Consider the following 26433-nt stretch of genomic DNA (forward strand, 5'->3'; position numbering starts at 1 on the left):
GTGGAAGGTAAAATGAAAAAAGCAATCGTTACAGGAATTACTGGCCAGGATGGCGCTTACCTGGCTCAACTCCTTTTGGAAAAAGGCTATACGGTTTATGGTACCTACCGTCGTACTGCTTCGGTTAACTTCTGGCGGATTGAAGAACTGGGGGTGGACAGGCATCCTAACCTACACTTGGTTGAATATGATCTGACAGATCTCTCGTCCAGCATCCGTCTTTTGGAGCAAACCCAAGCAACGGAAGTATACAACCTTGCTGCCCAGAGTTTTGTTGGTGTGTCTTTTGACCAGCCTCTGACAACTGCTGATATTACTGGATTGGGGCCTGTAAACCTCCTGGAAGCCATTCGAATTGTTAATCCCAAGATTCGTTTCTACCAGGCTTCAACTTCAGAAATGTTTGGTAAGGTTCAGGCCATTCCTCAGAAAGAAGATACACCTTTCTACCCTAGAAGCCCCTACGGTGTTGCTAAACTCTATGCTCACTGGATGACTATTAACTATCGTGAATCCTATGATATTTTTGGCACCAGTGGCATTCTCTTTAATCACGAATCTCCTCTTCGTGGCCGTGAGTTTGTCACCCGTAAAATTACTGATTCCATTGCTAAAATCAAACTGGGTAAGCAGGAAGTGCTGGAATTGGGCAATATGGATGCCAAGCGCGATTGGGGTTATGCCAAGGATTATGTCGAGGGTATGTGGCGGATGCTGCAGGCCGATGAGCCTGATACCTATGTTCTGGCAACCAATCGAACAGAAACCGTTCGTGACTTTGTCAGCCTGGCTGCGAAGGCTGCTGACATCAGTATTGAGTGGCAGGGGCAGGATGAGCAGGAAAAGGCCATAGATACTGCTACTGGCAAGACAATTGTTCAGGTTAATCCTAAGTTCTACCGCCCAGCTGAGGTTGATTTGCTGATTGGTAATCCTGCACTGGCAAAAGAAAAGCTGGGTTGGGAACCAAAAACCCAACTTGAAGACCTGTGCAAGATGATGGTCGAGGCGGATTTGCGTCGCAATCAACAAGGATTTTCTTTCTAATGATGGAAATAGGTTCAGGTCAACGTGTTCTCGTTACCGGAATCAATGGGTTTACTGGCCGCTATATGGCGGCCAGTTTACGTGATGCTGGTTACGAAGTGTTTGGGACAGAAACAACTTTTTCTAATACTAAGGGTGTTTTTCAGCTGGACTTGACTGATTCATCTGCGGTTAGTCAGTTGGTTGGAGAAATTAAGCCTCATAAAGTGGTGCATCTGGCTGCTTTGTCTTTTGTTGGTCATGGTGACCCCGCTGCTTTCTATGCGGTTAATCTTGTCGGGACGCGTAATCTGCTTGCTGCTTTGGCCTCACTTGATGCTACTCCTGATTCAGTTTTACTGGCAAGCAGCGCGAATGTTTACGGTAATGCACAGGAGGGTGTATTGGATGAGCGGGCGCTAGTCCAACCTGCCAATGATTATGCTGTCAGTAAGCTATCAATGGAGCAGATGGCTGCCTTATGGATGAAGGATTTGCCACTTATTATCACCCGCCCGTTTAACTATACTGGTGTCGGGCAGGATGAGAAGTTTTTAATTCCCAAAATTGTGCGTCACTTTAATGATCGAGCTCCCATTATTGAGTTAGGCAATCTTGATGTCTGGCGTGATTTTAATGATGTACGTTCGCTGATTTTTGCATATAAAGAGCTTTTGTCTACTCCTGAAGCGATAGGCATGACCTTTAATGTTTGTTCTGGAAAAACTCTGTCATTGCGTGAGATTTTAGCGCAGTGTGAGGCTATTTCCGGCCATAAGATTAAGGTTGAAGTTAACCCTGCCTTTGTTAGAGCGAACGAGGTGAAGTCGCTCTGTGGTGATCCTTCGCGGTTAAAAAATTTGATACCCGAATGGAACCCTTTGCCATTCAAACAAACACTTAGCTGGATGCTTAGAGCATAGTGTCTTGATGAAAATCATAATCTCTATAGATCCGATTCGTTTTCCTTTGACGGGTATCGGGCGCTACACTTATGAACTGGTTCGACATCTGCAGTCTAGTAATCAGATTGATAATTTGATTTTTTTTACTGGCCGCAAAGCAATTTCAACTCTACCGAATTACGATGTAGCTGGAGTAGTAGTTCCAAAATCTACTTTTCCTTTAAAACGTTGGGTGCAATCAAGTCGACTAGCTTCGGAAGCTTATCGTCAGCTTTTGCCTTTAATTCAGGGTTTTAATCTGCGTGGCTATGAGAACTACTTATATCATGGTCCAAATTTCTATTTACCGTCCTCTCTTGGTCCCAAGGTGGCAACCTTTCATGATCTATCTCCTTTTACTTGGACGCATTGTCACCCTGCTGAACGGGTTCGTTTCATGCAAAAAGAGCTATCGAAGACGCTACGTACTGCTGATGCACTGATCACTGATTCTGAGTATACGCGTAACGAGTTAGCAAATTATTTTTCCTGGCCCTTAGATCGTGTCCATGCGGTGCCTTTAGCAAGCTCTCCTGAGTTTTACCCGCGCTCAGAAGCTGAGGTTAGACCTACGCTTGACCGTTATGGATTGCGGCCAAATGCTTATAGTCTTTATGTAGGGACTATTGAGCCTAGAAAGAATTTGATAGCCTTACTTGATAGCTATTCGCGATTGCCACTTCACACGCGTCAGAAATGGCCGCTGGTGCTTGCTGGCCATCCTGGTTGGAATAGTGAAGACATACATGCTCGCATTAATCAGGCTAAGCAGGAGGGGTGGGCCCACTATCTGGGTTTTACTCCAGCTGAAGATTTGCCAATGCTTTTTGCTGGTGCCCGCTTGTTTGTTTTTCCTTCTCTATACGAAGGGTTTGGTCTGCCTGTATTGGAAGCAATGAGTTCTGGAATACCCGTGGTTTGCTCAAACACTTCATCCTTGCCTGAAGTGGCAGGAAATACTGCTTTAATGACTTCCCCTGATGATATCGAAGGTTTTACTGATCTGTTTGGAAGAGGCTTAGAGGACGCGTCCTGGCGTGAACAGGCAGTAGCTGAAGGTTTATTACAAGCATCAACTTTTTCTTGGGCTAAATGTGCTGAATCCACAATTGATGTATATCGTTCTGTTCTGGAGTCTAGGTGAAAGTACTTCATTTCTATAAAACCTATTATCCGGATTCAATGGGAGGAGTAGAGCAAGTAATCTTCCAGTTGGCCGAAGGAATTAGCTTGCAAGGTGTTGATACAGATGTACTCTATTTGAGTAAGCGTGGTCGTGCCCGTGACGAAATACTCGGCCATCATATAACCCATCGATCTAATCTAGACTTCGAGTTAGCATCGACAGGCTTCTCATTTTCTGCAATCCGAGATTTCATAGAGCTCGCAAAGACTGCTGATATCATTCACTATCACTTTCCTTGGCCTTTTATGGATTTGATCCATTTTATAGCAAGGACGGGTAAGCCATCGGTTGTTAGTTATCATTCAGATATAGTGAAGCAGAAATACCTTCTAAAAATTTATCAACCACTTATGGACCGCTTTTTATCCAATGTTGATGTGATTGTTGCAGCATCTCCTAATTATGCAGAATCAAGTAAAGTGCTTCAGCAGTATAAATCGAAACTAAAGATTATTCCCTATGGCTTAGATGAGTCAACTTATCCTGAAGTGTCTAAAACTCGCCTTGAAAGCTGGCGTCAGCGCTTGGGGGAGAATTTTTTCCTGTTTGTTGGTGCCTTACGCTACTATAAAGGTCTAACTTGGCTACTTAAAGCCGCTGCTAAAAATGGCTTACCTGTCGTTATTGCTGGTGGTGGTGGCATAGAAGAAGAGCTGAAGGTTGAAGCTGCTAAACAAGGTTTAAGTCAGGTTTTCTTTGTCGGTCGGGTTGATGATGAGGATAAGTCTGCACTTTTGACCTTGTGCTATGCAATGGTTTTTCCATCTCATTTACGTTCTGAGGCTTTTGGGATTTCTTTATTAGAAGGGGCAATGTATGGAAAGCCTCTAATATGTTGCGATCTGGGATCAGGTATGACTTACATTAATCAAGCAGATGTAACTGGTTTGGTCATACCACCTGCCGATGCCGATGCTCTTTCCGAAGCCATGCTTGATTTGTGGAATAATCCTGAAAAAGCAAGACGTATGGGTTGCAATGCGCGACTCAGATTTGAAAGTAAGTTTAGTTCCAAAACAATGGTTTTATCTTATTTGGATCTTTACAAATCTTTGGTTTGAGATTAAGTGAATAGCAGTTTGTAATGGTAGTTAAACTTTATCATCCAGTTAACTAATATGGTTCCATTTTATTTCTTGCTGATGCACTAACAGGTTCTGCTTTTAAGGGGATGCGCACAGGCAGTGATTAGACTGTTGGTTTTGAAGACTGGTAATTAGTTGATTTAGGCTTGGTTTTTTCTTTATGATGTTCATGCTAGATTCTACTTTATGAACTTGCTTGAAATAATGATCATAATGCAGCTCTGGATCACGTCGCAGGTAGAATTTCTTGCAAAACCGAGAGCTGCTTTGCGTTGAACGGGGCTGTGAATGGATCAGCTTCGTGTTTTTTTGCATCAGTTAGACGTTGAAATCAGCCGATTAATTCGTCGACTTTAGTCACTGTATCTTCTTGGGCTAAGATAGAACCTTTCCTAGATAAGCTGCGTTTCAGGTATACTGTCGCAGCTTTTTTTTAGTGGAGTCTTTGTGAAGTATCAATTTGAACGTCGACATTCTCGTTGGTACGAGCAGTTACTGTTTAGTGCGCTCTTCCAGTTTTTGTTGGGTTGCCTCTTCGTTATTTTTCTGCCTGGCTGGCTACGTTGGGAAGCCATTACATTTTTTGATCCTTTTGGCGGTATCCAGCTGAACACGCTGTTAGCTAACCTTGGTGCTTTCGTTATTTCGTTTGTTTCCTTGCGCCGCTTGCGTCGGTATCCGGGTGCCCAGACACAAGCTTTCATCTTGCCAACCATCACTTTTACCTATTTGCTGGCCGTCGCTTGTCTACTTTTCTTGCGTGAGGAGTATTCTCGACAAGTCCTTCTCAGCTCTTTTATCGCTGCCAATTTCTGGTTTTTTGCTGGATACTTTTTGGGAAGAAAGTACCGGGTACCTAAACTTGCATTAGTTCCTTTCGGCAGAGCTTTAGAATTGGTGAACCATAAAAATGCAATGGTCTGTATGTTGGAAAACCCTGATCTTGAAGGTCGCCGCTATGATGCTGTAGTAGCCGATCTTCATTCCAAGGAGTTGCCTCCTGATTGGGAGCGCTTTTTAGCTCGCTGTACACTTGCCCATGTACCTGTTTGGCATTTCAAGCCTGTAGGCGAATCCTTATCAGGTCGAGTTCGCATTGAGCACTTGTCTGAGAATGATTTTGGTTCACTTCTGCCCCCCTTGTTTTATCTCGGTTTTAAGCGATTTGTCGATACTCTTGCAACTCTACTTCTCCTTCCAGTTTTTGCTCCGATCATGATTGTTACTGCGATCTTGATCAAACTGGATTCTTGTGGCCCCATTTTTTTTGTGCAGAAGAGAATGGGGTATCGTGGAGCAGCCTTTTATGTCTATAAATTCCGTAGTATGTGTCATGATGTTAAAGGGAGTGATTTTACAGAAGCTATCGATGATCCGCGTATTACCCGCGTTGGTCGGGTTATTCGAAAGTATCGTATTGATGAGCTACCCCAAATTTTTAATGTCATCAAGGGAGAAATGAGTTTTATCGGGCCCCGCCCTGAATCTGTCGAGTTATCGGATTGGTACGAAAGAGATGTCCCTTTCTTTAGTTATCGCCATGTGGTTCGTCCCGGAATTTCTGGCTGGGCACAGGTAATGCAAGGTTATGCTGCTGAAGTTGATGGCATGACGGAGAAGCTTCAATATGACTTTTACTATATCAAGCACTTTTCCTTGTGGTTGGATATTCTGATTGTTTTCAAAACCATTCGGACTATTTTGACAGGCTTTGGAGCAAGGTAGATGTCTGAGCGAGTTACCTTGCTCAGTGATTGATATTTTTGCTCTGGCGTAGAGACTGCACTCCATTCTCGATATCAACCTCCTTGTTTGAAAACTACTGCTACACTCCCTTGTAGTTTTTAAACAAGGAGGTGTCATGTCTTTCCCTGATTTCATTCATCATGGCGGTCGTTCTGGAGTGACGGGTTCTTGCCATGAGTTGGTGGCTTCTTCAGATACTTCGCTGCTGGTCGATTGCGGCCTTTTTCAAGGTGAGGATCAAGAGGGTGATTCCTTTGATCAATTGCAGATTGATTTTGATATCACCCACATTAAAGCGCTGGTAGTAACCCACGTTCATATTGACCATATTGGTCGCTTGCCTTATCTCTTGGCTGCCGGTTTCAGCGGCCCTATTCTGTGCAGTCAGCCTTCCGCTCATCTACTCCCCCTTGTGATTGAAGATGCTCTGCGGATTGGTTTTACCCGTGACCAGCAGCTGATTGAGCGCTTTCTGGTGCAGGTGCAAAAGCAGTTGCTGCCCTTGGATTACAACAGCTGGCATCCTTTGGTGAATACCTCAGAACTGGGAATGCAGGTTAAGCTCAAGCGGGCGGGTCATATTCTGGGTAGCTGTTATCTTGAGGTGGGCCTGAATTACAAGCAGGAAAAGCGTAAACAAAAAGTGGTTTTTTCCGGAGATCTGGGGGCTCCCTGGTCGCCTTTGTTGCCTGCACCTCAATCTCCTTATCAATGTGACACCCTGGTACTGGAAAGTACCTATGGTGATCGCCTGCATTTAGGCCGACAGGATCGAGCCAAGCGTTTACAACAAGCCATTGAAAAGGCCCTGCGTAATGATGGTACGGTGATGATCCCCGCTTTCAGTATTGGTCGCACTCAGGAGCTCCTTTATGAGCTGGAAGGCCTGGCCCATGACAACAAGGGGCTCTGGAAGGATCTGGAAATTATTGTTGATTCGCCTTTGGCTTCACGTTTCACCCAGGTTTATCGGCAGTTAAAGCCTTATTGGGATGCAGAAGCGCAAAGGCGTTTGCGAGCCGGGCGACATCCCTTGAATTTTGACAATCTTTATACCGTTAACTCTCATGAAGAACACGAAAACACTGTGGCTTATTTGGCCCGTTCCGGTCGGCCTGCGGTGGTGCTAGCTGCCAGTGGTATGTGTGCTGGTGGTCGAATTGTTAATTACCTGAAGGCTCTATTGGGTGACGAGCGTCATCAGGTACTTTTTGTTGGTTATCAGGCCTCGGGCACACCGGGGCGGAAAATCCAGAAATATGGCCCTTCCGGTGGTTGGGTGGAACTGGATGGCCAGCGTTATACCATTCGGGCAGGCGTGGAAACCCTGAGTGGTTACTCGGCGCATGCTGACCAGAAGGATCTGATTAATTTTATCAAGCGGATGCGCCGCTGGCCGCAACAAATACGCCTGGTGCATGGGCAGCAAGAAGCCAGGGAAGTGTTAAAGGGCAAGATAGAAGAGCTTTATTGGAATAAAAATCAAAAAGTTGAAGTGGTAGTCTAGAAGTTTATGGGAGCTTTCTTCGAAAGCGATGATCGCGCACGGAGTGCGCTCCCACGGGATTGGGCTACCAGATTGAAGTCTCTCCAAGAGCAGTAATCATGTAGAGATGGTGCTTCCCAATTGGAATAAAAACCAAAAGGTTGAAGTGGTGCCCTAGGAGTTTTTTGTGGGAGCTTTCTCCGAAAGCGATGATCGTGTACTGAGTGCGCTCCCACGGGACTCTACTCTCAGGATGAAGTCTCTCCAAGAGAGATAATCATGTAGAGATGGTGCTTCCCAATTGGAATAAAAGCCAAAAGATTGAAGTGGTATTCTAGAGGTTTATGGGAGCTTTCTCTGAAAGCGATGATCACGCACGGAGTGTGCTCCCAGACGACTCTACTTCCAGATTGAAGTATTTTTGTTGGAATAATCTGCCGCTAAGTAGCCTTCTAGGTCTGGAAGCAGGCCGAGCCGGAGATGTTGGGGTGAAAGGTGATCAAGGTGCTGGGTTATCCGGGCTATGAACTGACTATTCGAGATATGTCATCTTTTCCTACCTTGGAAGAAGTAAGAGCAAACTCAAGATGACTCCTTCAGTTAGCCAGGTTTTTTGTGTTCGTACTGCTGGTTGATCTGAGGGGTTGTTGTTTAGTGAAGAGGACCAAGGGGTTCTCAACTATCGCTCTGAAGATCAAGCCGATTTTTCCCTTGCGATGCCTCTACGGAAACGGGATTATGTGCATTCTTGACTGTACTCCCGCGCGATTAGCAATAATTAAATATTAATTGGAAGTCTATGTCTCAGGAATTTCTAACCGAACGCCCTGCTTTTGCTAGGTTGCAAGCCTTGGCTGGTCAGCAAAAAACTCTGGTGAATTTATTTAGTGCTGACCCTTATCGGGCACAGAAAATGCAAATTGCCGCTGGGCCTTTGATGCTTGATTTTAGTAAACAGCGGGTAGATGCCAGGGTTCTCTCTGAGCTTGAGAAACTGGCTGTAGAGGCTAATTTGCCTGGCCGAATTGAACAGCTTTTCACTGGTGAAGAAGTTAATACCAGTGAAAAACGGGCTGCCTTGCATACCGCATTGAGAGCGCCTGCATATAAACGCTTACCTGGTCTGGAAGCGGTGGATACCCAGCTGGATCGCATGGAAAAGCTCGTGAATCAGGTGCAAACCGGTTGCTGGCGAGGTTTTTCTGGGAAAAAGATTACTGATGTGGTCAATTTGGGGGTTGGCGGCAGTGATCTGGGGCCTTTGATGGTGACCCAGGCTCTTAGAGAATACACTTTGCCCATTGCCAAGCATCTCAGGGTTCACTTTGCTTCTACTATCGATGGCAGTCAGCTTTTTGATCTTTTGGATTATTTAGATCCGGAAACCACGCTTTTTGTCATTTCCTCCAAGTCTTTTACTACCATCGATACTCTATCCAATGCCGACACAGTGCGCTCCTGGTTGTCGAGTTATTGTCAGGATCGGAAATTGCTCCATCGCTGTCATTTTATTGGGGTTTCAGCCTCTAAAGACAAGATGACTGCCTGGGGGTTACCTGAAGCGAACCAGCTGTATTTTTGGGATTGGGTCGGGGGACGTTTTTCTCTATGGTCGACGATTGGTTTGCCTATCGCCTTGTCGCTGGGAATGCCGGTTTTTCGTGAGCTCCTGGCTGGTGCCCACGCCTTGGATGAGCATTTCCGCACCGCAGCCCCGCTAGAGAATTTGCCCATGATGTTGGCCCTCTTGGGGGTTTGGAATGTGAACTGCCTCAACATCAAGGCTCATGCCATTCTTCCTTATGATGGCCGTCTCAAGGCTTTTCCTTCTTATCTTGAACAGCTGGAGATGGAAAGCAATGGCAAGTCAGTCACTGCTTCGGGTAAGCCCTTGGATTATTCCACCTGCCCGGTGCTTTGGGGTGAGATCGGGGCCAATGCCCAACATGCTTTCTATCAGTTGTTGCATCAGGGAACTCAACCTGTTGCCTCTGATTTTATTGTTGCCGCCCGCCGTTACGATAACGCCTGTGACTATGCGCATTATGAAGAGTTGGTGGCTCAGCATGAACTCAACCTGGCTAACTGCTTGGCGCAGTCCCGGGTACTGGCACTGGGTAATGCAGCCGTAGAGCCCACGGATAACCCCTACCGTCAATATCCGGGCAACCAGCCATCTTCCACCCTTTTGCTGGATAGACTAGATCCAACCAGTCTGGGGGCCTTGATTGCAACCTATGAACACAAGGTGTTTGCTCAGGCTTGTCTTTGGGGGATTAATCCTTTTGATCAGTGGGGCGTTGAACTGGGCAAGCAGGTTGCCAAGGAACTTCAGCCCTACCTGAATCTTGAGAGTTCACTGGATTCATCTGATTTGGATTCTTCAACCCGTGAGCTTCTGCAGCGGGTCGAATGCTTGCGCTCAGCATCTCAATTAGTTCGGCAGTTGGATGCCCCGGATGCTGTAAGCCAGGAGGTGAAGCGATGAAAACCCTTATTTTAGGTGAGGACCTGGTAGCCTGGACACTGGCTGCTGCCTTGTCATCAACCGGTTGTCGTGTCTACATGCAGGCTGGCCGTTTGCCGGATATGGCTTCCGAGGCCGTTGAGCCTGACGTTTTGGTATTGCTTGAACAGCAATTGGAAGCAGGGCGTTTATCCTTGCAGGCTTTTTTTTGGCAAGCGGCAGAAGAAGGAGTGGAGCTTTTACTGGATGCCAGGGATTTTGTCGGGCTGGATACTTTGCTAAGAGATATAAAGGCTTCGGGGTTGCCAGCCTTGGTTGCACTGGTGCAACCTGCACCCTTGGGAACGACCGAAGCTCTGCAGGAAGAACTACACGCTTTACCCGAAGCAAGTACCGAGGTGGTTTTCTGGCCTAATTTTATTCAGGCAGGCCGGGCGCTGGAAAGTTTTACCCGTATTGAGCAGCTGCTGCTGGGCAGTAACAGCGAAGATGCAACGCTTAAAATCAAGCGCCTGATGCTGCCTTTTAATCGCAGTCAGGATCGCTTCAAGGTGGTCACCCCCAGAGAAGCAGAGCTGACCAAACTGGCAATTAACGGTATGCTGGCAACCCGGGTGAGCTTTATGAATGAGCTGGCTCAATTGGCAGCCAGTCATGGAGTGGATATTGAAGCGGTTCGCCAGGCCATGGGGGCGGATACTCGTATTGGTTACCAGTATCTTTACCCGGGTTGTGGCTTTGGTGGTGAAGCCTTTCTTCAGACTCTGGAACAGTTGAATCGGGAGTTAAATTCCACAAGGCCTGTAACTGACCGAACAGCAAGCCTTTTGGGAGAAGTACAAGCAATTAATGACCAGCAGAAGGACCTGCTGTTTCAGAAGTTGTGGCGCTATTATCGAGCTGAGGTCCAGGGGCGGCGCGTTGCACTTTGGGGTTGTGCTTTTAAACCCAATACAGCCAGTGTCTCGGGCAGTCCTGCCTTGCACCTGATACGGGTGCTGCTGGAGCATCAGGTTCAGGTGGTGGTTTATGACCCGCGTGCAGCGGTTAATCTGGCCGGTTACTTTGATCATCCCGAAGGCCTGGAGATTGCCGAGTCACCTGAAGAGGCCGCGCAGGGTAGTGATGCAGTCTTGGTAGTGACGGAGTGGAAGGAGTTTTGGAATCTGGATTTGCCTGCCTTGCGCGATCAAATGAAAGAACCCCTGTTGCTGGATGGACGCAATATCTATGACCCTGACGAAATGGCGGCTGCCGGCTGGATATATTCCGGGGTGGGGCGAGGGAAGGTCATCTGACTTCGTTAATTACACCCTAAATGATCGCGCACGGAGTGCGCTCCCACTAGGGTAGGGCTGTAAGATTTTTTAGTGGGATTGCTCTCTGAGCATAAGATTTAAGACGTGGTAGCCAGTTGACTGTATCGCGCACGGAGTGCGCTCCCACCAGAGTAGGGTAGCAAGAGTTTTTTGTAGGAGTGCTCTCTAAGCACGAGATTTTAAGACCTGGTGGCCAGTTGACTGTATCGCGCACGGAGTGTGCCCCCCACCAGAGTGGGTCAGCAAGAGTTTTTTGTAGGAGTGCTCTCTGAGCACGAGATTTTAAGACCTGGTGGCCAGATGGTTGTATCACGCTCGGAGTGGGCTCCCACTAGGCTAGGGTGCAAGAGTTTTTTGTAGGAGTGCTCTCTGAGCACGAGGTTTATACGGTTTTATTGAAAAGTGTTGGAGTTTGAATGTCTTCAAAATTGAAAAAAGCCATTATTCCTGTAGCCGGTTTGGGTACTCGTTTGCTGCCTATCAGTAAGGCTATTCCCAAGGAAATGGTGCCTGTGGTGGATCGCCCTCTGATCCAGCATGTGGTGGAGGAGGCTCTGGAAGCCGGTCTGGATGAAATTATTCTGGTTACTCGGGGCGGCAAGTCGGCCGTGGAAGATCATTTTGATGGTCACTATGAGCTGGAAGCCGAACTGGAGCGCAAGGGTAAGACGGCTTTACTGGAAAAGCTGCGTGCCATGGCTCCACCCGAGCTGAAAATCACCAGTGTACGTCAGGATAAGGCCTTGGGTTTGGGTCATGCGATTCATTGTGCCGCTTATCTGGTGCAGCCGGATGAGCCTTTTGCCGTTATTTTACCGGATGTCTTGGTGAAGCCTGCTCAAGGAAAGACTCAAGCCGATCTGAAAACCATGGTTGAGGTTTTTGAACAGCAGCAGGCTGCACAAATCATGGTTGAAGAAGTTCCTCTGGAAAGAGTAAATCAATACGGCATCGTTGATTGCCAGGGTGTCGAGTTGAAAGCCGGTGAATCAGCCTCCATTGTTTCCATGGTCGAGAAGCCTGCACCGGAAGAAGCTCCCAGCCGCTTGTCCGTGATCGGGCGCTACATCCTGCCTGGTGAAATCATGCCGGTTCTGGCCCAGACTCAACCGGGTGCCGGCAACGAGATTCAGTTGACCGATGCGATAGCTGAGATCATTGCCCAGGGTAAACCTGTCGAGGCTTTTCGTATGCAGGGGCGTACCTTTGATTGCGGCTATATCCAGGGCTGGCTGCAGGCGAATCAGCAGTTAGGCAAGGAAGCAGGCTTGCTGTGACCGACTGCCGCAGTGGAAGACACTTGGGTGACAGGCAGGTTACAATGATTGTTTTTCGTTTTTCATTTGACTGTGAGAGTCCAGGTGACCAACCCGCAAGCTACTCCCAAAGAAGCCAGTAGTTGGGCTTCCTATAAACGACTGTTGAGTTATGTGCGCCCCTATTGGGGTGCCTTTATGCTTTCTGTTTTTGGTTATGCAATCTATGCAGGCTCAAGTACCGCCTTTGCTCAAATCCTGAAGATGCTCGTGGATTCCATTGAGCAGGGGATGGAAGACAAGCGTCTTTTCTTTCCTTTGGTCGTTGTCGCTATTTTTGCGTTAAGAGGAATAGGTACCTTCCTGGGGACCTATTTCATGGCACATGTGGGGCGCCAACTGGTTCATTACCTGCGCTTGGATTTGTTTAATCGTTTTCTGGTGCTACCGGCCGCCTTCTATGATCAACACTCATCCGGACACCTGGTTTCACGCCTGACCTACAATGTCGAACAGGTTACCGGTGCCGCAACACGAGCTGTCACAGTGATTCTGCGTGAAGGCTTATTTGTGATCGGCCTGATGGGTTATCTGCTTTGGACGAACTGGGCTTTGGCCTTGATTTTTGTAGCCATCTCTCCGGTTATTGGCTTGGTGGTGAATTATGCTAGCAAGCGTTTTCGTAAAATCAGTCGCCGCATTCAAAACTCCATGGGGGATGTGACCCATGTGGCTTCTGAAGCCATCAGTGGTTATCGGGTTGTACGTAGTTTTGGCGGCAGTGATTTTGAATACCAGCGTTTTCATAAGGCAAGTGATTATAATCGCCGTCAAGCCATGAAAATGGCTTTGACCAAAGCAATTAATACGCCCGTTGTGCAGTTGATTGTTGCTTCAGCATTGGGCTTTCTGGTTTGGTTGGCCTTGTCTCCCAACTTGATGGGTGATATGACGCCGGGTGAGTTCATTGCTTTCCTCACAGCGGCTTCGCTGATGGCTAAACCACTCCGCCAATTAACTGAAGTGAACAACATCGTGCAAAAGGGGTTGGCAGCTGCGCAGGATGTTTTTGTCTATCTGGATATGCCGCAAGAACCGGATAAGGGCACGAAAACTCTGGAACGCGCAGAGGGAGAAGTGGTTTTTGATAATGTCAGTTTTCGCTATGGTAAAGACCAGCCCCAAGCATTGAAAAATATCACTTTTCAGGTCAAGCCCGGAGAAATGGTGGCCTTGGTCGGCCGCTCAGGTAGTGGTAAGTCCACGCTGGCGAGCTTGATTCCGCGTTTTTATGAGGTTGAAGAAGGCCAGATCCTTTTGGATGGTATTCCTTTGCCTGATTTGACGCTGGCCAGTTTGCGTGAGCAAATTGCTTTGGTGACTCAGCATGTGACTCTGTTCAACGATACCCTGGCGGCCAATATTGCTTATGGTTTGAAAAATCCAAGTAGAGAGGCGATCGAAGCTGCAGCTAAAGCTGCCTATGTAATGGATTTTGTCGATAAGCTCCCCGAGGGTTTGGACACCCTGGTGGGGGACAATGGTGTCTTGCTATCCGGTGGGCAGCGGCAGCGAATTGCAATAGCTCGAGCAATTTTGAAAGATGCTCCTATCCTGATCTTGGATGAGGCAACTTCTGCACTTGATACCGAGTCTGAACGCTATATTCAAAAAGCCCTGGAGCATGTGATGCAGGGCAGAACCACTTTCGTTATTGCACATCGCCTCTCGACCATTGAAAATGCAGACCGTATTCTGGTCGTAGAGGACGGTCGCATCCTTGAAGAAGGCAAGCATGCTGAACTCCTTGAGAAGCAGGGTGCCTATGCTAAATTGCACCAGATGCAGTTTCATGAACAAGTGACTCCCCAGTGATTACTAAACAAGGGTAAGATTTTGAGAATAATAACGTTCGGTTCCTTTGATATTTTACATTATGGGCATATTCGCCTGCTTAAGCGGGCGCGTGAGCTGGGTGATGAGCTGCTGGTTGGTGTTTCCTCTGATCAGTTGAATTTTAATAAAAAAGGCCGAACTCCTGTTTACTCCGAGTTTGAACGTATGGAAATCCTCAAGTCCTTACGTTTTGTCGATGCGGTTTTTTTAGAGGAATCCCTGGAAAAGAAACGCGAGTATCTTCTTGAGTATCGGGCAGATATGCTGGTTATGGGCAATGACTGGGAAGGCAAATTTGATGAGTTCAGGGATATTTGCCAAGTGCATTATCTTGAGCGCACCCCTTCCATTTCCACAACTTCAATTATTGAAGTTGTTAAGGAAATGAAACACTGAAATGCTTAAGTGGGATCAACTTTGGCAGGCTCCATCCAACTGGTCAGCCCCGCGATACTGGTATTGGTTACTGGTATTTCTATCGCTGTTTTTTGCTGTTGGGCAACTGGGATTAAAGGATGAGATCAAACCGCTAGTCTACCTTCTGACTTTAAGCGGTCTCTATGTTCTCTGTCGTTATCATCCGGAGCTTAGATTTTCTCCCTTGCCCCTGATGGGGTTGGCCGCCTTGATAATCCCCTTGATTAGCTGGGGGTTGGTGGTTTGGCAAAATCCCGATCTGGCGAGTAGTTCGCCAAGATCAGAAGACTTGGCTGATAAGTTCCTTTTTATCTTCCCCGCCTTGGTGCTGGCTGGTAGCAGCCGTAATACCCTTATCTTCTGGGGAATGGGGCTGGTGGCTGCCCTCAGCTTACCCTGGGTTGAGGGTTCAGGTTTTTCAGAACTGCAAGCAGCAGCGGAAGGTCAGCGAACGGGTTTCGGTCGCCATATTATTTCTATGGGGATCGTTCATGGCACTTTTCTGTTAGGGCTTTTTGCTTTCTTTTCCCGCTTGGTGATGCGTCCTCGTTTCTCCTGGTGGCGTTTTTTGCTTTGGGCTTTTCTCGTTGGCTACCTGACCTTTACACTCTTGGCCAGTCAGTCTCGTGCTGTCTATCTAGGTATGCTTTTAGCACTATTTTTGGGTTTGTTGATGCTGGCTTGGCATTACTGTAAACAGTCCAAACAGTTGCTCCACCATGGCAAGGTATATGCCTTAATTCTTTTGGTGGCTATAGGTTCGGTCAAACTGTTTGAAGAGAATGCCTTAATTAAATCGAGCTGGGAGCGAACGCAAAAAGAGATAGAGGTATATCAGCTAGTCTTGGCTGGTGACTGGGATCAAATTCCTCAAAATAGTGCAGGCCTGCGTATCCATTTCTGGAAAGATGTATTGGCCTGGTCTCAGGAGCGCCCAATATTTGGCTGGGGTTATGGCGCAGGTCAAAAAATGCACCAGGAGGCTGACAACTGGTTTGGTGACCGCTATTTCATTACTGTACATAATGATTTTTTGGAGTTGCTGATCACTTACGGCTTGGTCGGTGTCGGGTTTATTCTATTCTTTTATGCTTATGTTTTTTGGAGCTTGTTTAGGGCTTGGAAACATCAGTTAATGGATTCAGATTTTTTTGCCTTTTTTATATTGTTCTTTGCGTTCTTTCTGATTAATGGTGTTTTTTTAACGAACTTCCTGTTTCGGGACACCATCTACCTTTTTAATCTAATCATGGCAGGTGCAGCAGGCTACATAATAAGAATGAGGTGGTTAAGAGATGGCGGGTAATGTGAAGCTTGAAGGAGACCTTGGCAACCGAGCATTAGAAATGCTGGCAGAAGTGACTAGTGTCCTGGAAAAATTCGGGGTTGACTATGCTCTGGATTGTGGAACTCTGCTGGGCTTCGTTCGTGAGAATCGTATCCTGCCTTGGGATAATGATATGGATGTTTGTACCTCGGCTAGCGAGATCAAGAAGTTAAAAAAGTGTGCGCTCCACCTTTGGTTCAAGGGTTACCGTGTTCGTTTTGCCCGTGCTACCTATGACTATGGGCCAATTAAAAAGGGTGATCCGCGAGCCTTAAAAATTCGAAACCGAAAAGGACTACTGCACCGAGGTGATTTGTTGTTGGATATTTTTATTAAATATCCGGATGGAGAAGGCAAGATGTATCTTATGGTTGGAGCTGCTGAAGAATCGATCGTTCAGTCTTTTTGTGCCAGCCACCTTGAAGAGAAAACTCTATATCGTCTAGGCGAGCAAGAATACCCGATTCCGGCTGATTATGATAAATACCTGACTTCACGTTATGGTGATTGGCGGACCCCAGTCAAAGACTGGGATTTTCATAATGATGATCAATCTAGGGTTAGCTGATGGGAATTGCCAAGCTATCTAAAGCCTTGCACAAGGCAGGTTTTTATTTAAAGGGCAGTCTGACCGCCAATCTGCCCGACCAGCTTTTCCGTCCTTTTCTTGAATCCCGGTTAGCGCGCTTGGCATCTTATGACCAGGAACAGATCCTTGATCGAGTTAACTACTATAATAAGTTGAGCGATTCATTTTCTCTGGATGAATCAGCAATCAGAATAGATCAATTCCAAAAAGATGGTAGTCGTGCTTACTTTCTGGATATGAAAGAGTTGGTGCGTTTCTTTCCCGGTGACTTGCGAATTCAGTATCTCTTTGGTGATATCACCGAGGTTCCTGCATCTCCTGCTTTTTTAAAGAGTCGTCCAATCACTGATAGCAACCAGAATTCCATTCTTTTAAAGCTTAATAAGGTCAGGCATTACTTTACAGAGGAAGACCCCTTAGGATTTGATGAAAAACTGGATCAGATTGTTTGGCGGGGTAAGGCCTATATGCCTTGGCGTAAAGTCGTTGTCGACCGTTATCATGATCACCCCCTGTGCGATATTGGTCAGGTTGATAAGAAAGCTCAAGGTACGTCTACCTGGCGACCCTTTATGAGTATTCGTGACCAGCTACGATATAAGTATATTTTAAGTATTGAAGGTCATGATGTGGCGACGAACCTTAAATGGATTATGTCTTCAAACTCCTTGTGTATGATGAAGAAGCCCAGGTTTGAGACCTGGTTTATGGAGGGGAGGCTCGAGCCAGGCGTTCACTACGTTGAATTAAATGAAGACCACTCGGATCTTGAAGATAAAGTGAATTATTACAATGCCCATCCTGAAGAGGCGAAAGCAATTGTCACTAAGGCCCGTGAGCATGCCGCACAATTTCAGGATCCCAAGCAGGAAGAGCTCGTATCTCTCTTGGTTATGAAGAAGTTCTTTGAATTAAGTGGTCAGCTATAGTTTTAATTGGAAATACTCACTCAAGGCTAACCACTGCTTTCTATTAAGGTCTTCATCAATATTGGCTTTGGATAGAGAGAAAGTTTGGCTGCCTATCACATGTAGAGGCCTGGGTGCTTGCTGTTTGGGTTTTCGAATGGCTGTGCCTTTAAGTTCTGCCATTGCCTTGAACCAGAGGTCGTCGGCTTTAGGGGCAAGTTTTAGAAAAAGTGTGCTATCCGATACTTTGGGATCCAAGCTGTTAGGTGGATAGAGGACTCCTGCGAATCCAATCGGAACATAATCCGGTTGGCTGGCATCTTTTTCTTTGACTACTTCCCAGTCTTTGTAGGGCAAGAGTTCTTTGTTTGAATAAGTCACTCTTCTACATGAGTTGGCTAAGATGTAGCCAGGATTTTGCTCATGATCTTGATACATCAGTTTTAACCAGTCTGGGTGGTAGATAAGATCATCATCGCAAGTCACCAGGGTTTTCTCAGGGTACTCTTCTAAAGCAAATATGAGTTTTCTGTGGGACGAAGTTAGTCCTCTATACTTGATTCCAAATGCATCGCTTTCCAGTGATTGTAGCTGGCTAGGTACCCTGTTTTTAAGTTCGTCATTTAGCCATAAAATGATTTTCTCAGCTCTATGCTTCTGATTGAGCAGGCTGCGGATAGTTATATCGACACTTGAAATTCTATTGGGAATTGTTGTCAGGGTTACAGTAACGGGTAATATCTTTTCAGCTGGATTAGTTAGCTCTTCCCAGCTTTGTCGGCGAAGCTGCCATGTCTTTAGAGCTGAGCGAATAAAGTTCTTTGGTTTCATATACTAGCTTTTATCAAGGAGAGTGGTTGCAATTCTTACGGAGACCTGTCCATCCAGATCGCCTATTAGCTCTTGTGTAGTTTCAGCCCTTTGTTTTTGCCGCTTAAGGGGTTCCTTAAGTTCCTGCTTCACTATTTTAGCAAGCTCTGAAGGCTTGTTAACATGCGTTGCTACCTGGCGATATTGATGAATGGTTTGATCCATGCGTTTTTCAAAACGGAAACGTAAGGGACCGCGATAGCTCCATCTGAGTTTAAGGAAATCTAGCCAGATAACAGGCTTGTCCAGAGCCGCAAATTCAAAGAGAGCGGATGAGGCTTCACTGATTAGAAGATCTGCAGTTGCCATGTAGGGTAGCAGAGAGATTTCTTCAGCTGGTGCCAGGTAAACATTGTCAAAATTAGCCCAGTGGTGGAAGCGCTCTCTCTGTTGTGCATACTTCTTGTGGGTATAGCTAATCAAGTGGGGTTTGATGATGATATTGCAATCATTCAGCTCCTGAGGCCAATTGATGGGGAGGCATTCGATAGAGCTGGGGTAAAAGGTGGGCGCATAGACCAGCGTTGGCTTGTTCGGATCAAGCCGGTGGCTGGCCAAATCAAAAGCCTTGGAATAAGGCCGATTGACTTTCGCCAGGGGATCCAGCTTGGCAAAGCCTGTTTGCACGAAATATGCTTGAGGATAGAGTTGTTGGAGTTGTTCCTGTCTGAATTGGCCTTCTGTAAAGCGCAGATCAAACTCGGCAAGTTCAGGGTCGTAGTAGCAGGATTTAACTCCGATGCCGTGATAGAGCAGTGCCGTTTTGGTATGCGGGTCCAGCTCTTTTAGGTAGCTGCAACCATTGCCAAAAAGAATCCAGTCAGGTTTGCAGTCTTGGTAATAATCTAGAACTTCATCGCTATCAATAATCTGAAAGGGTAAAGAGGTGGTTGCCGTATAGCTATCTAACAACAGTTGATTGTCAGGCTTTTTATGTATAACCAGTTCGCAATTGACACCCCGTTTCTCCAGCTCTTTCAGAACTGGTTCATATTGTGGAATATAGTAAAGGCTGGGGGTATCAAACTTGATATTAGGATTTTTTTGCATGTCTTTTGCGAAGCTTTCTCTTCATCCATTTGAGGGGGTTGGCTTGGATGTTTCTTAAAGTGTACCAGCTGTTAACTGCCGATTCTGTGTCCTCTTCAGGCCAGTGTTTTGCCATGAAGCGAAGGCTTAACTCATGGTTAGGTTTCAGTCTTCTGAGGTTCCAGAGCTTAATCGCCTTTTGAAGTTTTGCGGGCAACCAAGGCCAGTGTTTGCTGTGAGAAAGGATAACATCATCGGTATCGATTAAGACCAGCCGAAAACCCTCTGAATTTTCTTCGACCAGTATATTGCTCATTTTCAGGTCGGCAAAGTGATAGCTGGAAGCTTCCAGCGCACGGGTAATGCAGGCTAATTGCTCTAGACTGGCTTCGGTGACTTCTGGTGTCGGTGAGCCTTCCAGCCAAGTTTTCAGACTCTGCTGAGCCGCTACGCTTTTATAGATAAACAGGCCGCGGCGGTGAAGGCCAAAGCGGCCATTCAGGCAGGCAATCGGTTGTATTGCAGGGATTTCTAGCTGCTGAAGCCTTAATGCCCCGTGGTAGCTGCGTTGCGCCGGATTCTGCAACCAGCTTTTGATAAAGAAATCCAGGCGTCGCCCCAGACCATGCTGTCCCAGGTCAGCAAAGACTTTGAAAATGTATTCCTGTCCCTGATAGCTGACAAAATGTAGCTGATGGCCGGCCCTTAAAACTTTATTCAGGCTTTTGGTGATTTGCGGGCCCGGAGTATCTGAAGCAAGTTGTTCCGGATCTTCGGGGTGAGCCAGAAGCCGGGCACCAAAATCGATCAAGGGTTGTTGATCTGCCTGATTTGAGCAGGTTTCTATCTGCAGGCCCGCCATCTTCTCTCCGTTCTGGACTAGCTTTTAAGGTCGCCAAGCTTACCTCTTGCTGTATTTTCTGTAAAATGATCCTTTTGTTTTGACAGGAGTCTTGCGGTGTCTTTTTCCACTTGGTGGCGTTTAGGTGTTTTGTTACTGCTTGCCTTGCCAGTTTCCGTGTTGGCTGACGAGGAAGCTGGTGGCCAGCAGGATGAGTATGGCTACTGGTCCAATTTTTACCGTATTCCTGCAGCGGCTTTTAGCGAAGAAATTTTCACTCTTGATGGAGACAAGCTGCAGCGTAATGCCCTGGCTGTGGGTGCCGTTGCGCTGGTCTATACCCAGGATGAAGAAATTCGTGATTACTGGATGGATCACCTGAAAAGTGATGATATGGACGACGTCACAGGTTTTTTGGATGATCTGGGTTCACCTGAAGGGGGCGCTGTTATTCATGGTGTCACAGCACTCTCAGCCTGGGTTCTGGATGATGATTACCTGATGGATACCACTGCCTTGTCGGTTCAGTCGGTTTTATTAAGTCAGGCCTTTGCTGAAACCAGTAAGCGGCTAACAGGGCGGGAGCGTCCACGCGATTCCGGTGGGGATTCAACTCTCTGGGGCGAGAAGGGGATGTCGTTTTTCTCCGGACATGCTTCGGGTGCTTTTGCTGCCATGACGGTTTTTGCTGAACGCTATAAGCATCGTCCCCTGGTTTACTGGAGCACCTACGGCGTTGCTGCTGCTACGGCCTTAAGCCGAATCAATGAAGAGGCTCACTGGGCTTCGGATACCCTGGCGGGCAGTTTGGTCGGTTGGGGGCTGGGCCATCTTACCCTGCGCTATAGCCCCTTTGAGACCTCTGAAAATACGGTTCTATTGCCCAGTGTGGGTGAGGATCAGTTGGGTTTAATGCTGCATCATTCTTTTTAACAGCCTCTTTTGAAACCTGCTTGTCTTCTTGCAGTCAATAAGAGACTTTTTTCATTATTTTTTAACTCAAGGTGTTTATGTCAACTAGCCAAGTCGATGCATATTCCAGTTTTCGTTTTGTCGGTTCCCAAGCGGTTCCTTCACTGAATATTGAAGTCCAGGAATTTGAACACCGGGAGACCGGTGCCAAGCATTATCACTTGGCCGCTGATCAGGATGAAAAGGTTTTCCTCCTGGCTTTTCGTACCCTGCCGCAGGATTCCACCGGGGTGGCGCATATTCTTGAGCATACGGCCCTTTGTGGGAGTGAGCAGTTTCCGGTGCGCGACCCTTTCTTTATGATGCTGCGCCGTTCTTTGAACACTTTTATGAATGCCTTGACCAGCAGTGACTGGACGGCTTATCCCTTTGCGACCCTAAATGATAAGGATTTTGACAACCTGCTCAGGGTTTATGTCGATGCAGCTTTTTTCTCCAAGCTGGACCCCATGGATTTTGCCCAGGAAGGCCATCGGGTGGAATTTGCTGAAGCGGGTAATCCCGAGTCGGACCTGGTTTACAAGGGCGTGGTTTACAACGAGATGAAAGGGGCGATGAGTTCGCCTGTAGCGACTCTCTTTCAAACCCTGACCAAGCATTTGTTTCCCACCACCACCTATCATCACAACTCGGGTGGTGATCCTGATTGCATTCCGGATCTGACCTACGAACAGCTGTTGGCTTTTTATCGCAGCCACTATCACCCATCCAATGCCATCTTCATGACCTTTGGTCGTCTGGATGTCGTGAGCTTTCAGCAGCAGCTGGAAGAGCTGGCATTGCACCGTTTTGAGCGTCTGGAGCGAGAATTCAGCGTTGCTGATGAAAAGCGCTATTTTGCCCCTGTCCGGGTTGAAGAAGCCTATGCCCTGGATCAAGAAGACCTTAGTCAGCAAACCCACCAGGTGCTGGGCTGGTTGTTGCCAAGATCCATCAATCTGGAAGAGCTACTGCAAGCCAATCTGCTGTCGCGGGTGCTGCTGGATAACTCCAGCTCACCGCTCTTGGCGGCTTTGGAATCCACTGACCTGGGCACCGGTCCTTCGCCCATGTGCGGTCTGGAAGATTCCAACCGCGAAATGAGTTTCCTTTGCGGTCTGGAAGGCAGTGAGCCGGACAAGGCGGATGCTTTTGAAGCCTTGATTCTGGATACTCTGCAAAAAGTGGTAGATGAAGGGGTTGATCAGCGCAGTGTCGAAGCCCAGTTGCACCAGCTGGAGCTGAGCCAGCGTGAAATTACCGGTGATGGCATGCCTTTTGGCCTGCAGCTGATGCTGGGGGGCTTGTCGGCTGCCGTGCATCGCGGGGATCTGGCCGGTCTGCTGAATATTGACCCGGCCCTGGAAAAACTCAGGGAGCAGGTGGCTGATCCTGATTTTATTCCCAGCCTGATTCGTCGCTGGTTGCTGGATAATCCTCACCGGGTGCGTTTGACGCTGCGTCCTGATAATCAATTGACTGCAAGGCGAGAAGCGGCAGAAGCCGCGCGTCTGGAGCAGATCAAGGCGGCGATGGATGCAGACCAGAAACAGGCAGTGATTCAACAGGCCAAGGATCTCGAAGCCCGCCAGCAGCAGGTGGATGACGATGCGCTTCTGCCCAAGGTAACTCTGGAAGATGTGCCGCTGCAATTGCACCTGCCGGAATCGCATGAATTGGCCCAGGGGCAACTGCCCGCTACCTGGTACACGGCAGGCACCAATGGTCTGGTGTATATCCAGACTCTGGTTGATTTGCCCCAATTGACCGAAGAAGAGCAGCAGCTTCTGCCACTTTATAGCCATTGCCTGACCGAACTGGGCTGTGGCGAGCGTGATTATCGGGCCAATCAGGCGCTCCAGAGTGAAGTTACCGGTGGTTTGAGTGCCGGGGTGACGGTGAAAGCGGGTATTGAGGATGTTCAGCAGGTTAAGGGCTACCTGGTACTTTCCGGTAAAGCCCTGGCTTCGAATCAGGCGCGACTGCAGGCACTGATGGCAGAAACCCTGGATCAGGCCCGTTTTGATGAATTGCCCCGAATTCGTGAAATTATTGCTCAGCAGGCTTCACGCCGGGTGCAATCCATCACCGGCAAAGGCCACCTGCTGGCCATGCTGTCAGCGGCTTCAGGCTTTAGTCCCGCTGGGCATTTTGCTCAGATTACCCGAGGGCTCAAGGGGATTCAGGCCAGCAAGGCGCTGGATAAGCGCGTCAAGGACGATCAGGCTTTGCAGACTGTCAGTCGGCAACTGGTCGAGTTGCATGCAAAAATCCAACAGGCCCCCCGCCAGTTCATGTTTGTCGCTGAAGAAAGCGAGCAAGCCGATTTGCAGCAAACTCTGGATACCACCTGGTCTGCTTTGCCTACTGGTGGGGATTACCAGGCCTTTAGCCTGCCGGCCACGCGACAAGCAGTGCGTCAGGCCTGGTTGACCAGTACTCAGGTTAATTTCTGCGCCCTGGTCTTTCCCAGTGTTGCCTCCAGCCATCCTGATGCAGCGGCTCTGACGATTCTGGGTGATTACCTGCGCAATGGCTATCTACATCGCGCCATTCGTGAGCAGGGCGGGGCCTATGGCGCTGGTGCAGCTCAGGATAACGGCGATGGAGTCTTCCGCTTCTTCTCTTATCGTGATCCACGTTTGCAGGAAACCCTGCAGGATTTTGAAGCCTCGGTGGACTGGATTCTCAACCAGGAAGAAGACCCGCAAAAACTGGAAGAAGCCATTCTGGGGGTGGTCTCTTCCATCGATAAGCCCGGCTCACCGGCTGGCGATGCCCGCCAGACTTTCCACTCCAGCCTTTTCGGGCGCACGCCGGAGCAGCGCAAGGCCTATCGTCAGCAGGTACTGCAAGTGACCTTTGCTGATCTGCAGCGGGTCGCCAAGACCTACCTGCAGCCGGAAAAAGCCAGTGTCGCTGTAGTCACCAATAGCAAGCAGGCAGAAAGCCTGGATTCCAGTTGGGAGCGTTTAGAGGTTTAGGCAGAGCCGAGGCCACTAGGCAGCTTGTTAAAACCAACGGTGGGCTTGCCTGCCGTTGGTTTTTTGTTTTCAGGCGACTCGGTAACTATCCCGCCCTTCGCTCTTGGCCTGATAGAGGCATTCATCGGCTTCATGCAGCCAGAGTGACCAATCCGAATAGTTTTTACTGGCTGTTGCCAGACCTGCACTGGCCGTTACTTTAAGGCCTTCGGCGAAGGTGGTTTCGCGCAGGGTTTGCAAGAGCCTTTCTGTCGCGGCCAAGGCATCCTCGCGGCCCGTCTGATCCAGTAATACCAGAAACTCTTCGCCGCCCAGACGAAAGAGCTTGTCCTGACTTCTCAGGGTCTTGCGAACTGTGTCGCAAAAACCCTGCAATAAGAGATCCCCCCGGTGATGACCATAGCGATCGTTAACGGCCTTGAAATGATCCAGATCCAGCAACAAGAGGGTTGCGGGGCTGCCTTTCTTCTTGTGATCCTTCAGGGCTCTGCTGAGTAAGTCTTCCAGCTGGCTGCGATTAAGGCAGCCGGTCAGGGGGTCACAGGTTGCCAGTTTGACCAGATTCTTGTGCAGGCGGATGACGACAAAAGCAAAGTAGCTGATCAGTAGGGTACTCATCCCCAGTGAGAAGATAATTCGTAGGGCTTCCTGGGGCGGGAATCTGAGTCCAACCAGAGGGATAAACAGCGCCAGAAAAATAATCGCAGCAATGCGTGAGGTTTCCGGCTTGAGCATAAAAAAATAAGTGGCGATCAGTGGAAAGGCCCAATAGATTCCCTGATGGCCATTCAGCCAGGTGGAATAGAGCACGCAACCACTGGCCAGAATAATAAAGGCCAGGCCCTGGTAGTTTTGCAGGGGTTGTTTGCGGGCCTGGATCAGATTGAAAACCAGCAGGGCGATAAAGCTGCCAATCAGTCCGGTCAGCAAGAGGTTTTGCTGAAGAAACTGGATCACGACCAGAGGTAGCATCAGCAGCAGGCACCAGAGTTGGACATTGAATGTCAGCTGGTTGCGAAACAGGAAGAGGGTCTGTTTAGGGTTCTGCGCTGCTTCTTCTTGTAGTTGCATGGGACTCCGCCTATACATTGCTATTAACTGCAACTTTAGGCGATACCCTTAATTTAAACAAGTGTTTGTTTGTTGCTCTGGTTTGATTAGCAAGCTTGGGGAGATTGGCTAAAGGGGAAGCCTTTCCTGGTGATCGGGAAAGGCTTTAATCGAAACCAGCTTCCTGAAAAATCTGTGCTGCTTCTTCTGAAAACAGAAAATTCCAGAACTGGGATACCGCAGGTCGACCCTGGCCCTTGCGCATCAGGGTTGCCGAATGCGTGATGGCACCATGAAACTGGACGGGGATCTTCATGACGGCCCGGCGTCTTTGGATACCCGCTTCCACGACTCGGTGATAGGGCAGGAAGGCTGCAGGAAGTTCACCTCCATCTACCTTGTCATAGAGGCTTTCACCCAGACGCACGGCTTCCAGTCGATGCTCATAATCTTCCAGCAGTTCATGACGCTCCAATACTTCTCGGGCGGCACGATGATAGGGGTAGTTTTCCGGAGTCAGGCCAATGGGATCATCGCGAAGAGAAAGTACGTTGAGGCTGCGAACCGTTTCCAGGGGTGCCCAGAGGGCCAAGCGGCCCAGTGCCAGAACTCGCGTTTCTACTGCCCAGCCATCTTCGACGCGGGCCATACCGCGACTGATTTCACCATCCAGCAGAATATCGAAATCATAATTGTCTTCGAGCAGATCCAGAAGGTCGTTCTGGGTGCCCTGATGGATGCGAAAATGTGAATCAGGATAGCGGGCCTGGTAGGCATCCAGCAGCTGGTCGGTCACCCAGGTCAGGGAAGGGTGCACCATCAGGCGGACCAGGTTGGGGTCCTGATCCAGCGGATTGCTTTCATTGCTATCGGGAACAAAGCCCTGAAAGTTGTGCTGACTCATGGGCAGCTCGGACTGGTTGAGTGCACTGGCCGCCAAGGGGCTGCTCAGGGCCAGAGCGGCAAAGAAACCTAGGCAGATTTTCAGGGTCTTTTTCAACATTGCTTTTCAAATCAGATCGAATGAAGGATGAAGCAAATCTTACCTGTTGAAAC

General features: G+C 48.2%; 21 protein-coding genes. 16 read left to right on the forward strand and 5 right to left on the reverse strand.

The window, feature by feature from the left end:
- The first annotated feature begins 12 nt into the window (after positions 1 to 12).
- From gmd to DFK18_RS01520, 14 genes are all read left to right on the forward strand, one after another.
- Positions 13 to 1047: a GDP-mannose 4,6-dehydratase gene (gmd, locus tag DFK18_RS01455; RefSeq protein WP_114416419.1), complete on the forward strand. Its 1035-nt coding sequence runs from the start codon at positions 13 to 15 to the stop codon at positions 1045 to 1047.
- Positions 1047 to 1949 carry a GDP-mannose 4,6-dehydratase gene (locus DFK18_RS01460; RefSeq protein WP_218563868.1) on the forward strand — a complete coding sequence of 301 codons (903 nt, stop codon included), beginning with the start codon at positions 1047 to 1049 and terminating at the stop codon, positions 1947 to 1949. The genes gmd and DFK18_RS01460 overlap by 1 nt, the downstream gene beginning before the upstream one ends.
- A gap of 7 nt (positions 1950 to 1956) precedes the next feature.
- Complete coding sequence (locus DFK18_RS01465; protein ID WP_114416420.1) at positions 1957 to 3114, forward strand: glycosyltransferase family 4 protein; 1158 nt, start codon at positions 1957 to 1959, stop codon at positions 3112 to 3114.
- Complete coding sequence (locus DFK18_RS01470; protein WP_218563869.1) at positions 3111 to 4217, forward strand: glycosyltransferase family 4 protein; 1107 nt, start codon at positions 3111 to 3113, stop codon at positions 4215 to 4217. The genes DFK18_RS01465 and DFK18_RS01470 overlap by 4 nt, the downstream gene beginning before the upstream one ends.
- A gap of 471 nt (positions 4218 to 4688) precedes the next feature.
- Positions 4689 to 5966, forward strand: coding sequence for a sugar transferase (locus DFK18_RS14615; RefSeq protein ID WP_114416421.1), 1278 nt, complete (start codon positions 4689 to 4691; stop codon positions 5964 to 5966).
- Positions 5967 to 6102: 136 nt separating this feature from the next.
- Positions 6103 to 7494, forward strand: coding sequence for an MBL fold metallo-hydrolase RNA specificity domain-containing protein (locus DFK18_RS01480; protein ID WP_114416422.1), 1392 nt, complete (start codon positions 6103 to 6105; stop codon positions 7492 to 7494).
- A gap of 778 nt (positions 7495 to 8272) precedes the next feature.
- Entirely contained in the window at positions 8273 to 9961 is a 1689-nt protein-coding gene (gene pgi / locus DFK18_RS01485; protein ID WP_114416627.1) for a glucose-6-phosphate isomerase, read from the forward strand.
- The gene (locus tag DFK18_RS01490; RefSeq protein ID WP_162299650.1) at positions 9958 to 11238 is read left to right on the forward strand and encodes a nucleotide sugar dehydrogenase; all 1281 of its coding nucleotides are present in this window, start codon (positions 9958 to 9960) and stop codon (positions 11236 to 11238) included. Before pgi ends, DFK18_RS01490 begins: the two co-directional genes overlap by 4 nt.
- 437 nt (positions 11239 to 11675) lie before the next feature.
- The gene (locus tag DFK18_RS01495) at positions 11676 to 12536 is read left to right on the forward strand and encodes a UTP--glucose-1-phosphate uridylyltransferase (protein ID WP_114416424.1); all 861 of its coding nucleotides are present in this window, start codon (positions 11676 to 11678) and stop codon (positions 12534 to 12536) included.
- An 84-nt stretch (positions 12537 to 12620) separates the two neighbouring features.
- The gene (msbA, locus tag DFK18_RS01500) at positions 12621 to 14390 is read left to right on the forward strand and encodes a lipid A export permease/ATP-binding protein MsbA (RefSeq protein WP_114416628.1); all 1770 of its coding nucleotides are present in this window, start codon (positions 12621 to 12623) and stop codon (positions 14388 to 14390) included.
- A gap of 21 nt (positions 14391 to 14411) precedes the next feature.
- Positions 14412 to 14807, forward strand: a complete 396-nt coding sequence (locus tag DFK18_RS01505) for an FAD synthase family protein (RefSeq protein ID WP_218563870.1) — start codon at positions 14412 to 14414, stop codon at positions 14805 to 14807.
- Between the two features lies 1 nt (position 14808).
- On the forward strand, positions 14809 to 16134 hold the full coding sequence (locus DFK18_RS01510; protein ID WP_114416426.1) for an O-antigen ligase family protein: 1326 nt from the start codon (positions 14809 to 14811) through the stop codon (positions 16132 to 16134).
- Entirely contained in the window at positions 16124 to 16723 is a 600-nt protein-coding gene (locus DFK18_RS01515) for a LicD family protein (protein WP_114416427.1), read from the forward strand. Before DFK18_RS01510 ends, DFK18_RS01515 begins: the two co-directional genes overlap by 11 nt.
- Positions 16723 to 17673, forward strand: coding sequence for a glycosyl transferase family 90 (locus DFK18_RS01520; protein WP_114416428.1), 951 nt, complete (start codon positions 16723 to 16725; stop codon positions 17671 to 17673). The genes DFK18_RS01515 and DFK18_RS01520 overlap by 1 nt, the downstream gene beginning before the upstream one ends.
- Here the strand turns inward: DFK18_RS01520 and DFK18_RS01525 are convergent.
- Genes DFK18_RS01525 through DFK18_RS01535 form a run of 3 tightly spaced genes read right to left on the reverse strand, consistent with a single transcriptional unit; the run spans position 17668 to position 20413 of the window.
- The gene (locus DFK18_RS01525) at positions 17668 to 18483 is read right to left on the reverse strand and encodes a glycosyltransferase (protein WP_114416429.1); all 816 of its coding nucleotides are present in this window, start codon (positions 18481 to 18483) and stop codon (positions 17668 to 17670) included. The genes DFK18_RS01520 and DFK18_RS01525 overlap by 6 nt on opposite strands.
- Before the next feature lie 3 nt (positions 18484 to 18486).
- A complete protein-coding gene (locus DFK18_RS01530; protein ID WP_218563871.1) occupies positions 18487 to 19572 on the reverse strand; it encodes a CDP-glycerol glycerophosphotransferase family protein in 1086 nt (361 codons plus the stop codon).
- Positions 19556 to 20413 carry a lipopolysaccharide kinase InaA family protein gene (locus DFK18_RS01535; RefSeq protein WP_114416430.1) on the reverse strand — a complete coding sequence of 286 codons (858 nt, stop codon included), beginning with the start codon at positions 20411 to 20413 and terminating at the stop codon, positions 19556 to 19558. The genes DFK18_RS01530 and DFK18_RS01535 overlap by 17 nt, the downstream gene beginning before the upstream one ends.
- A gap of 96 nt (positions 20414 to 20509) precedes the next feature.
- Here DFK18_RS01535 and DFK18_RS01540 point away from each other — a divergent pair, with 96 nt between their 5' ends.
- Both DFK18_RS01540 and DFK18_RS01545 read left to right on the forward strand, forming a co-directional pair.
- The gene (locus tag DFK18_RS01540; RefSeq protein ID WP_114416431.1) at positions 20510 to 21325 is read left to right on the forward strand and encodes a phosphatase PAP2 family protein; all 816 of its coding nucleotides are present in this window, start codon (positions 20510 to 20512) and stop codon (positions 21323 to 21325) included.
- A 77-nt stretch (positions 21326 to 21402) separates the two neighbouring features.
- On the forward strand, positions 21403 to 24327 hold the full coding sequence (locus DFK18_RS01545) for an insulinase family protein (RefSeq protein WP_114416432.1): 2925 nt from the start codon (positions 21403 to 21405) through the stop codon (positions 24325 to 24327).
- Between the two features lie 69 nt (positions 24328 to 24396).
- On the opposite strand, the gene DFK18_RS01550 is transcribed toward DFK18_RS01545, so the two are convergent.
- Both DFK18_RS01550 and DFK18_RS01555 read right to left on the reverse strand, forming a co-directional pair.
- A complete protein-coding gene (locus tag DFK18_RS01550) occupies positions 24397 to 25398 on the reverse strand; it encodes a GGDEF domain-containing protein (protein WP_162299651.1) in 1002 nt (333 codons plus the stop codon).
- 145 nt (positions 25399 to 25543) lie between these two features.
- Positions 25544 to 26380 carry a molybdate ABC transporter substrate-binding protein gene (locus tag DFK18_RS01555; protein WP_114416434.1) on the reverse strand — a complete coding sequence of 279 codons (837 nt, stop codon included), beginning with the start codon at positions 26378 to 26380 and terminating at the stop codon, positions 25544 to 25546.
- Positions 26381 to 26433: the final 53 nt, after the last annotated feature.

Source organism: Marinospirillum perlucidum (genome assembly GCF_003336805.1).
GTDB classification, from domain to species: Bacteria; Pseudomonadota; Gammaproteobacteria; order Pseudomonadales; family Halomonadaceae; genus Marinospirillum; species Marinospirillum perlucidum.

What these genes read in the sequence shown, in the direction of transcription:
- DFK18_RS01460 (WP_218563868.1), top strand. Translation starts at nt 1,047, where the DNA reads ATGATGGAAATAGGTTCAGGTCAACGTGTTCTCGTTACCGGAATCAAT.
- DFK18_RS01550 (WP_162299651.1), bottom strand. Translation starts at nt 25,398, where the DNA reads ATGCAACTACAAGAAGAAGCAGCGCAGAACCCTAAACAGACCCTCTTC.
- DFK18_RS01510 (WP_114416426.1), top strand. Translation starts at nt 14,809, where the DNA reads ATGCTTAAGTGGGATCAACTTTGGCAGGCTCCATCCAACTGGTCAGCC.
- DFK18_RS01495 (WP_114416424.1), top strand. Translation starts at nt 11,676, where the DNA reads ATGTCTTCAAAATTGAAAAAAGCCATTATTCCTGTAGCCGGTTTGGGT.
- DFK18_RS01530 (WP_218563871.1), bottom strand. Translation starts at nt 19,572, where the DNA reads ATGCAAAAAAATCCTAATATCAAGTTTGATACCCCCAGCCTTTACTAT.
- DFK18_RS01525 (WP_114416429.1), bottom strand. Translation starts at nt 18,483, where the DNA reads ATGAAACCAAAGAACTTTATTCGCTCAGCTCTAAAGACATGGCAGCTT.
- DFK18_RS01480 (WP_114416422.1), top strand. Translation starts at nt 6,103, where the DNA reads ATGTCTTTCCCTGATTTCATTCATCATGGCGGTCGTTCTGGAGTGACG.
- DFK18_RS01520 (WP_114416428.1), top strand. Translation starts at nt 16,723, where the DNA reads ATGGGAATTGCCAAGCTATCTAAAGCCTTGCACAAGGCAGGTTTTTAT.
- pgi (WP_114416627.1), top strand. Translation starts at nt 8,273, where the DNA reads ATGTCTCAGGAATTTCTAACCGAACGCCCTGCTTTTGCTAGGTTGCAA.
- DFK18_RS01555 (WP_114416434.1), bottom strand. Translation starts at nt 26,380, where the DNA reads ATGTTGAAAAAGACCCTGAAAATCTGCCTAGGTTTCTTTGCCGCTCTG.
- DFK18_RS01535 (WP_114416430.1), bottom strand. Translation starts at nt 20,413, where the DNA reads ATGGCGGGCCTGCAGATAGAAACCTGCTCAAATCAGGCAGATCAACAA.
- DFK18_RS01465 (WP_114416420.1), top strand. Translation starts at nt 1,957, where the DNA reads ATGAAAATCATAATCTCTATAGATCCGATTCGTTTTCCTTTGACGGGT.
- DFK18_RS01515 (WP_114416427.1), top strand. Translation starts at nt 16,124, where the DNA reads ATGGCGGGTAATGTGAAGCTTGAAGGAGACCTTGGCAACCGAGCATTA.
- DFK18_RS01490 (WP_162299650.1), top strand. Translation starts at nt 9,958, where the DNA reads ATGAAAACCCTTATTTTAGGTGAGGACCTGGTAGCCTGGACACTGGCT.
- DFK18_RS01545 (WP_114416432.1), top strand. Translation starts at nt 21,403, where the DNA reads ATGTCAACTAGCCAAGTCGATGCATATTCCAGTTTTCGTTTTGTCGGT.
- gmd (WP_114416419.1), top strand. Translation starts at nt 13, where the DNA reads ATGAAAAAAGCAATCGTTACAGGAATTACTGGCCAGGATGGCGCTTAC.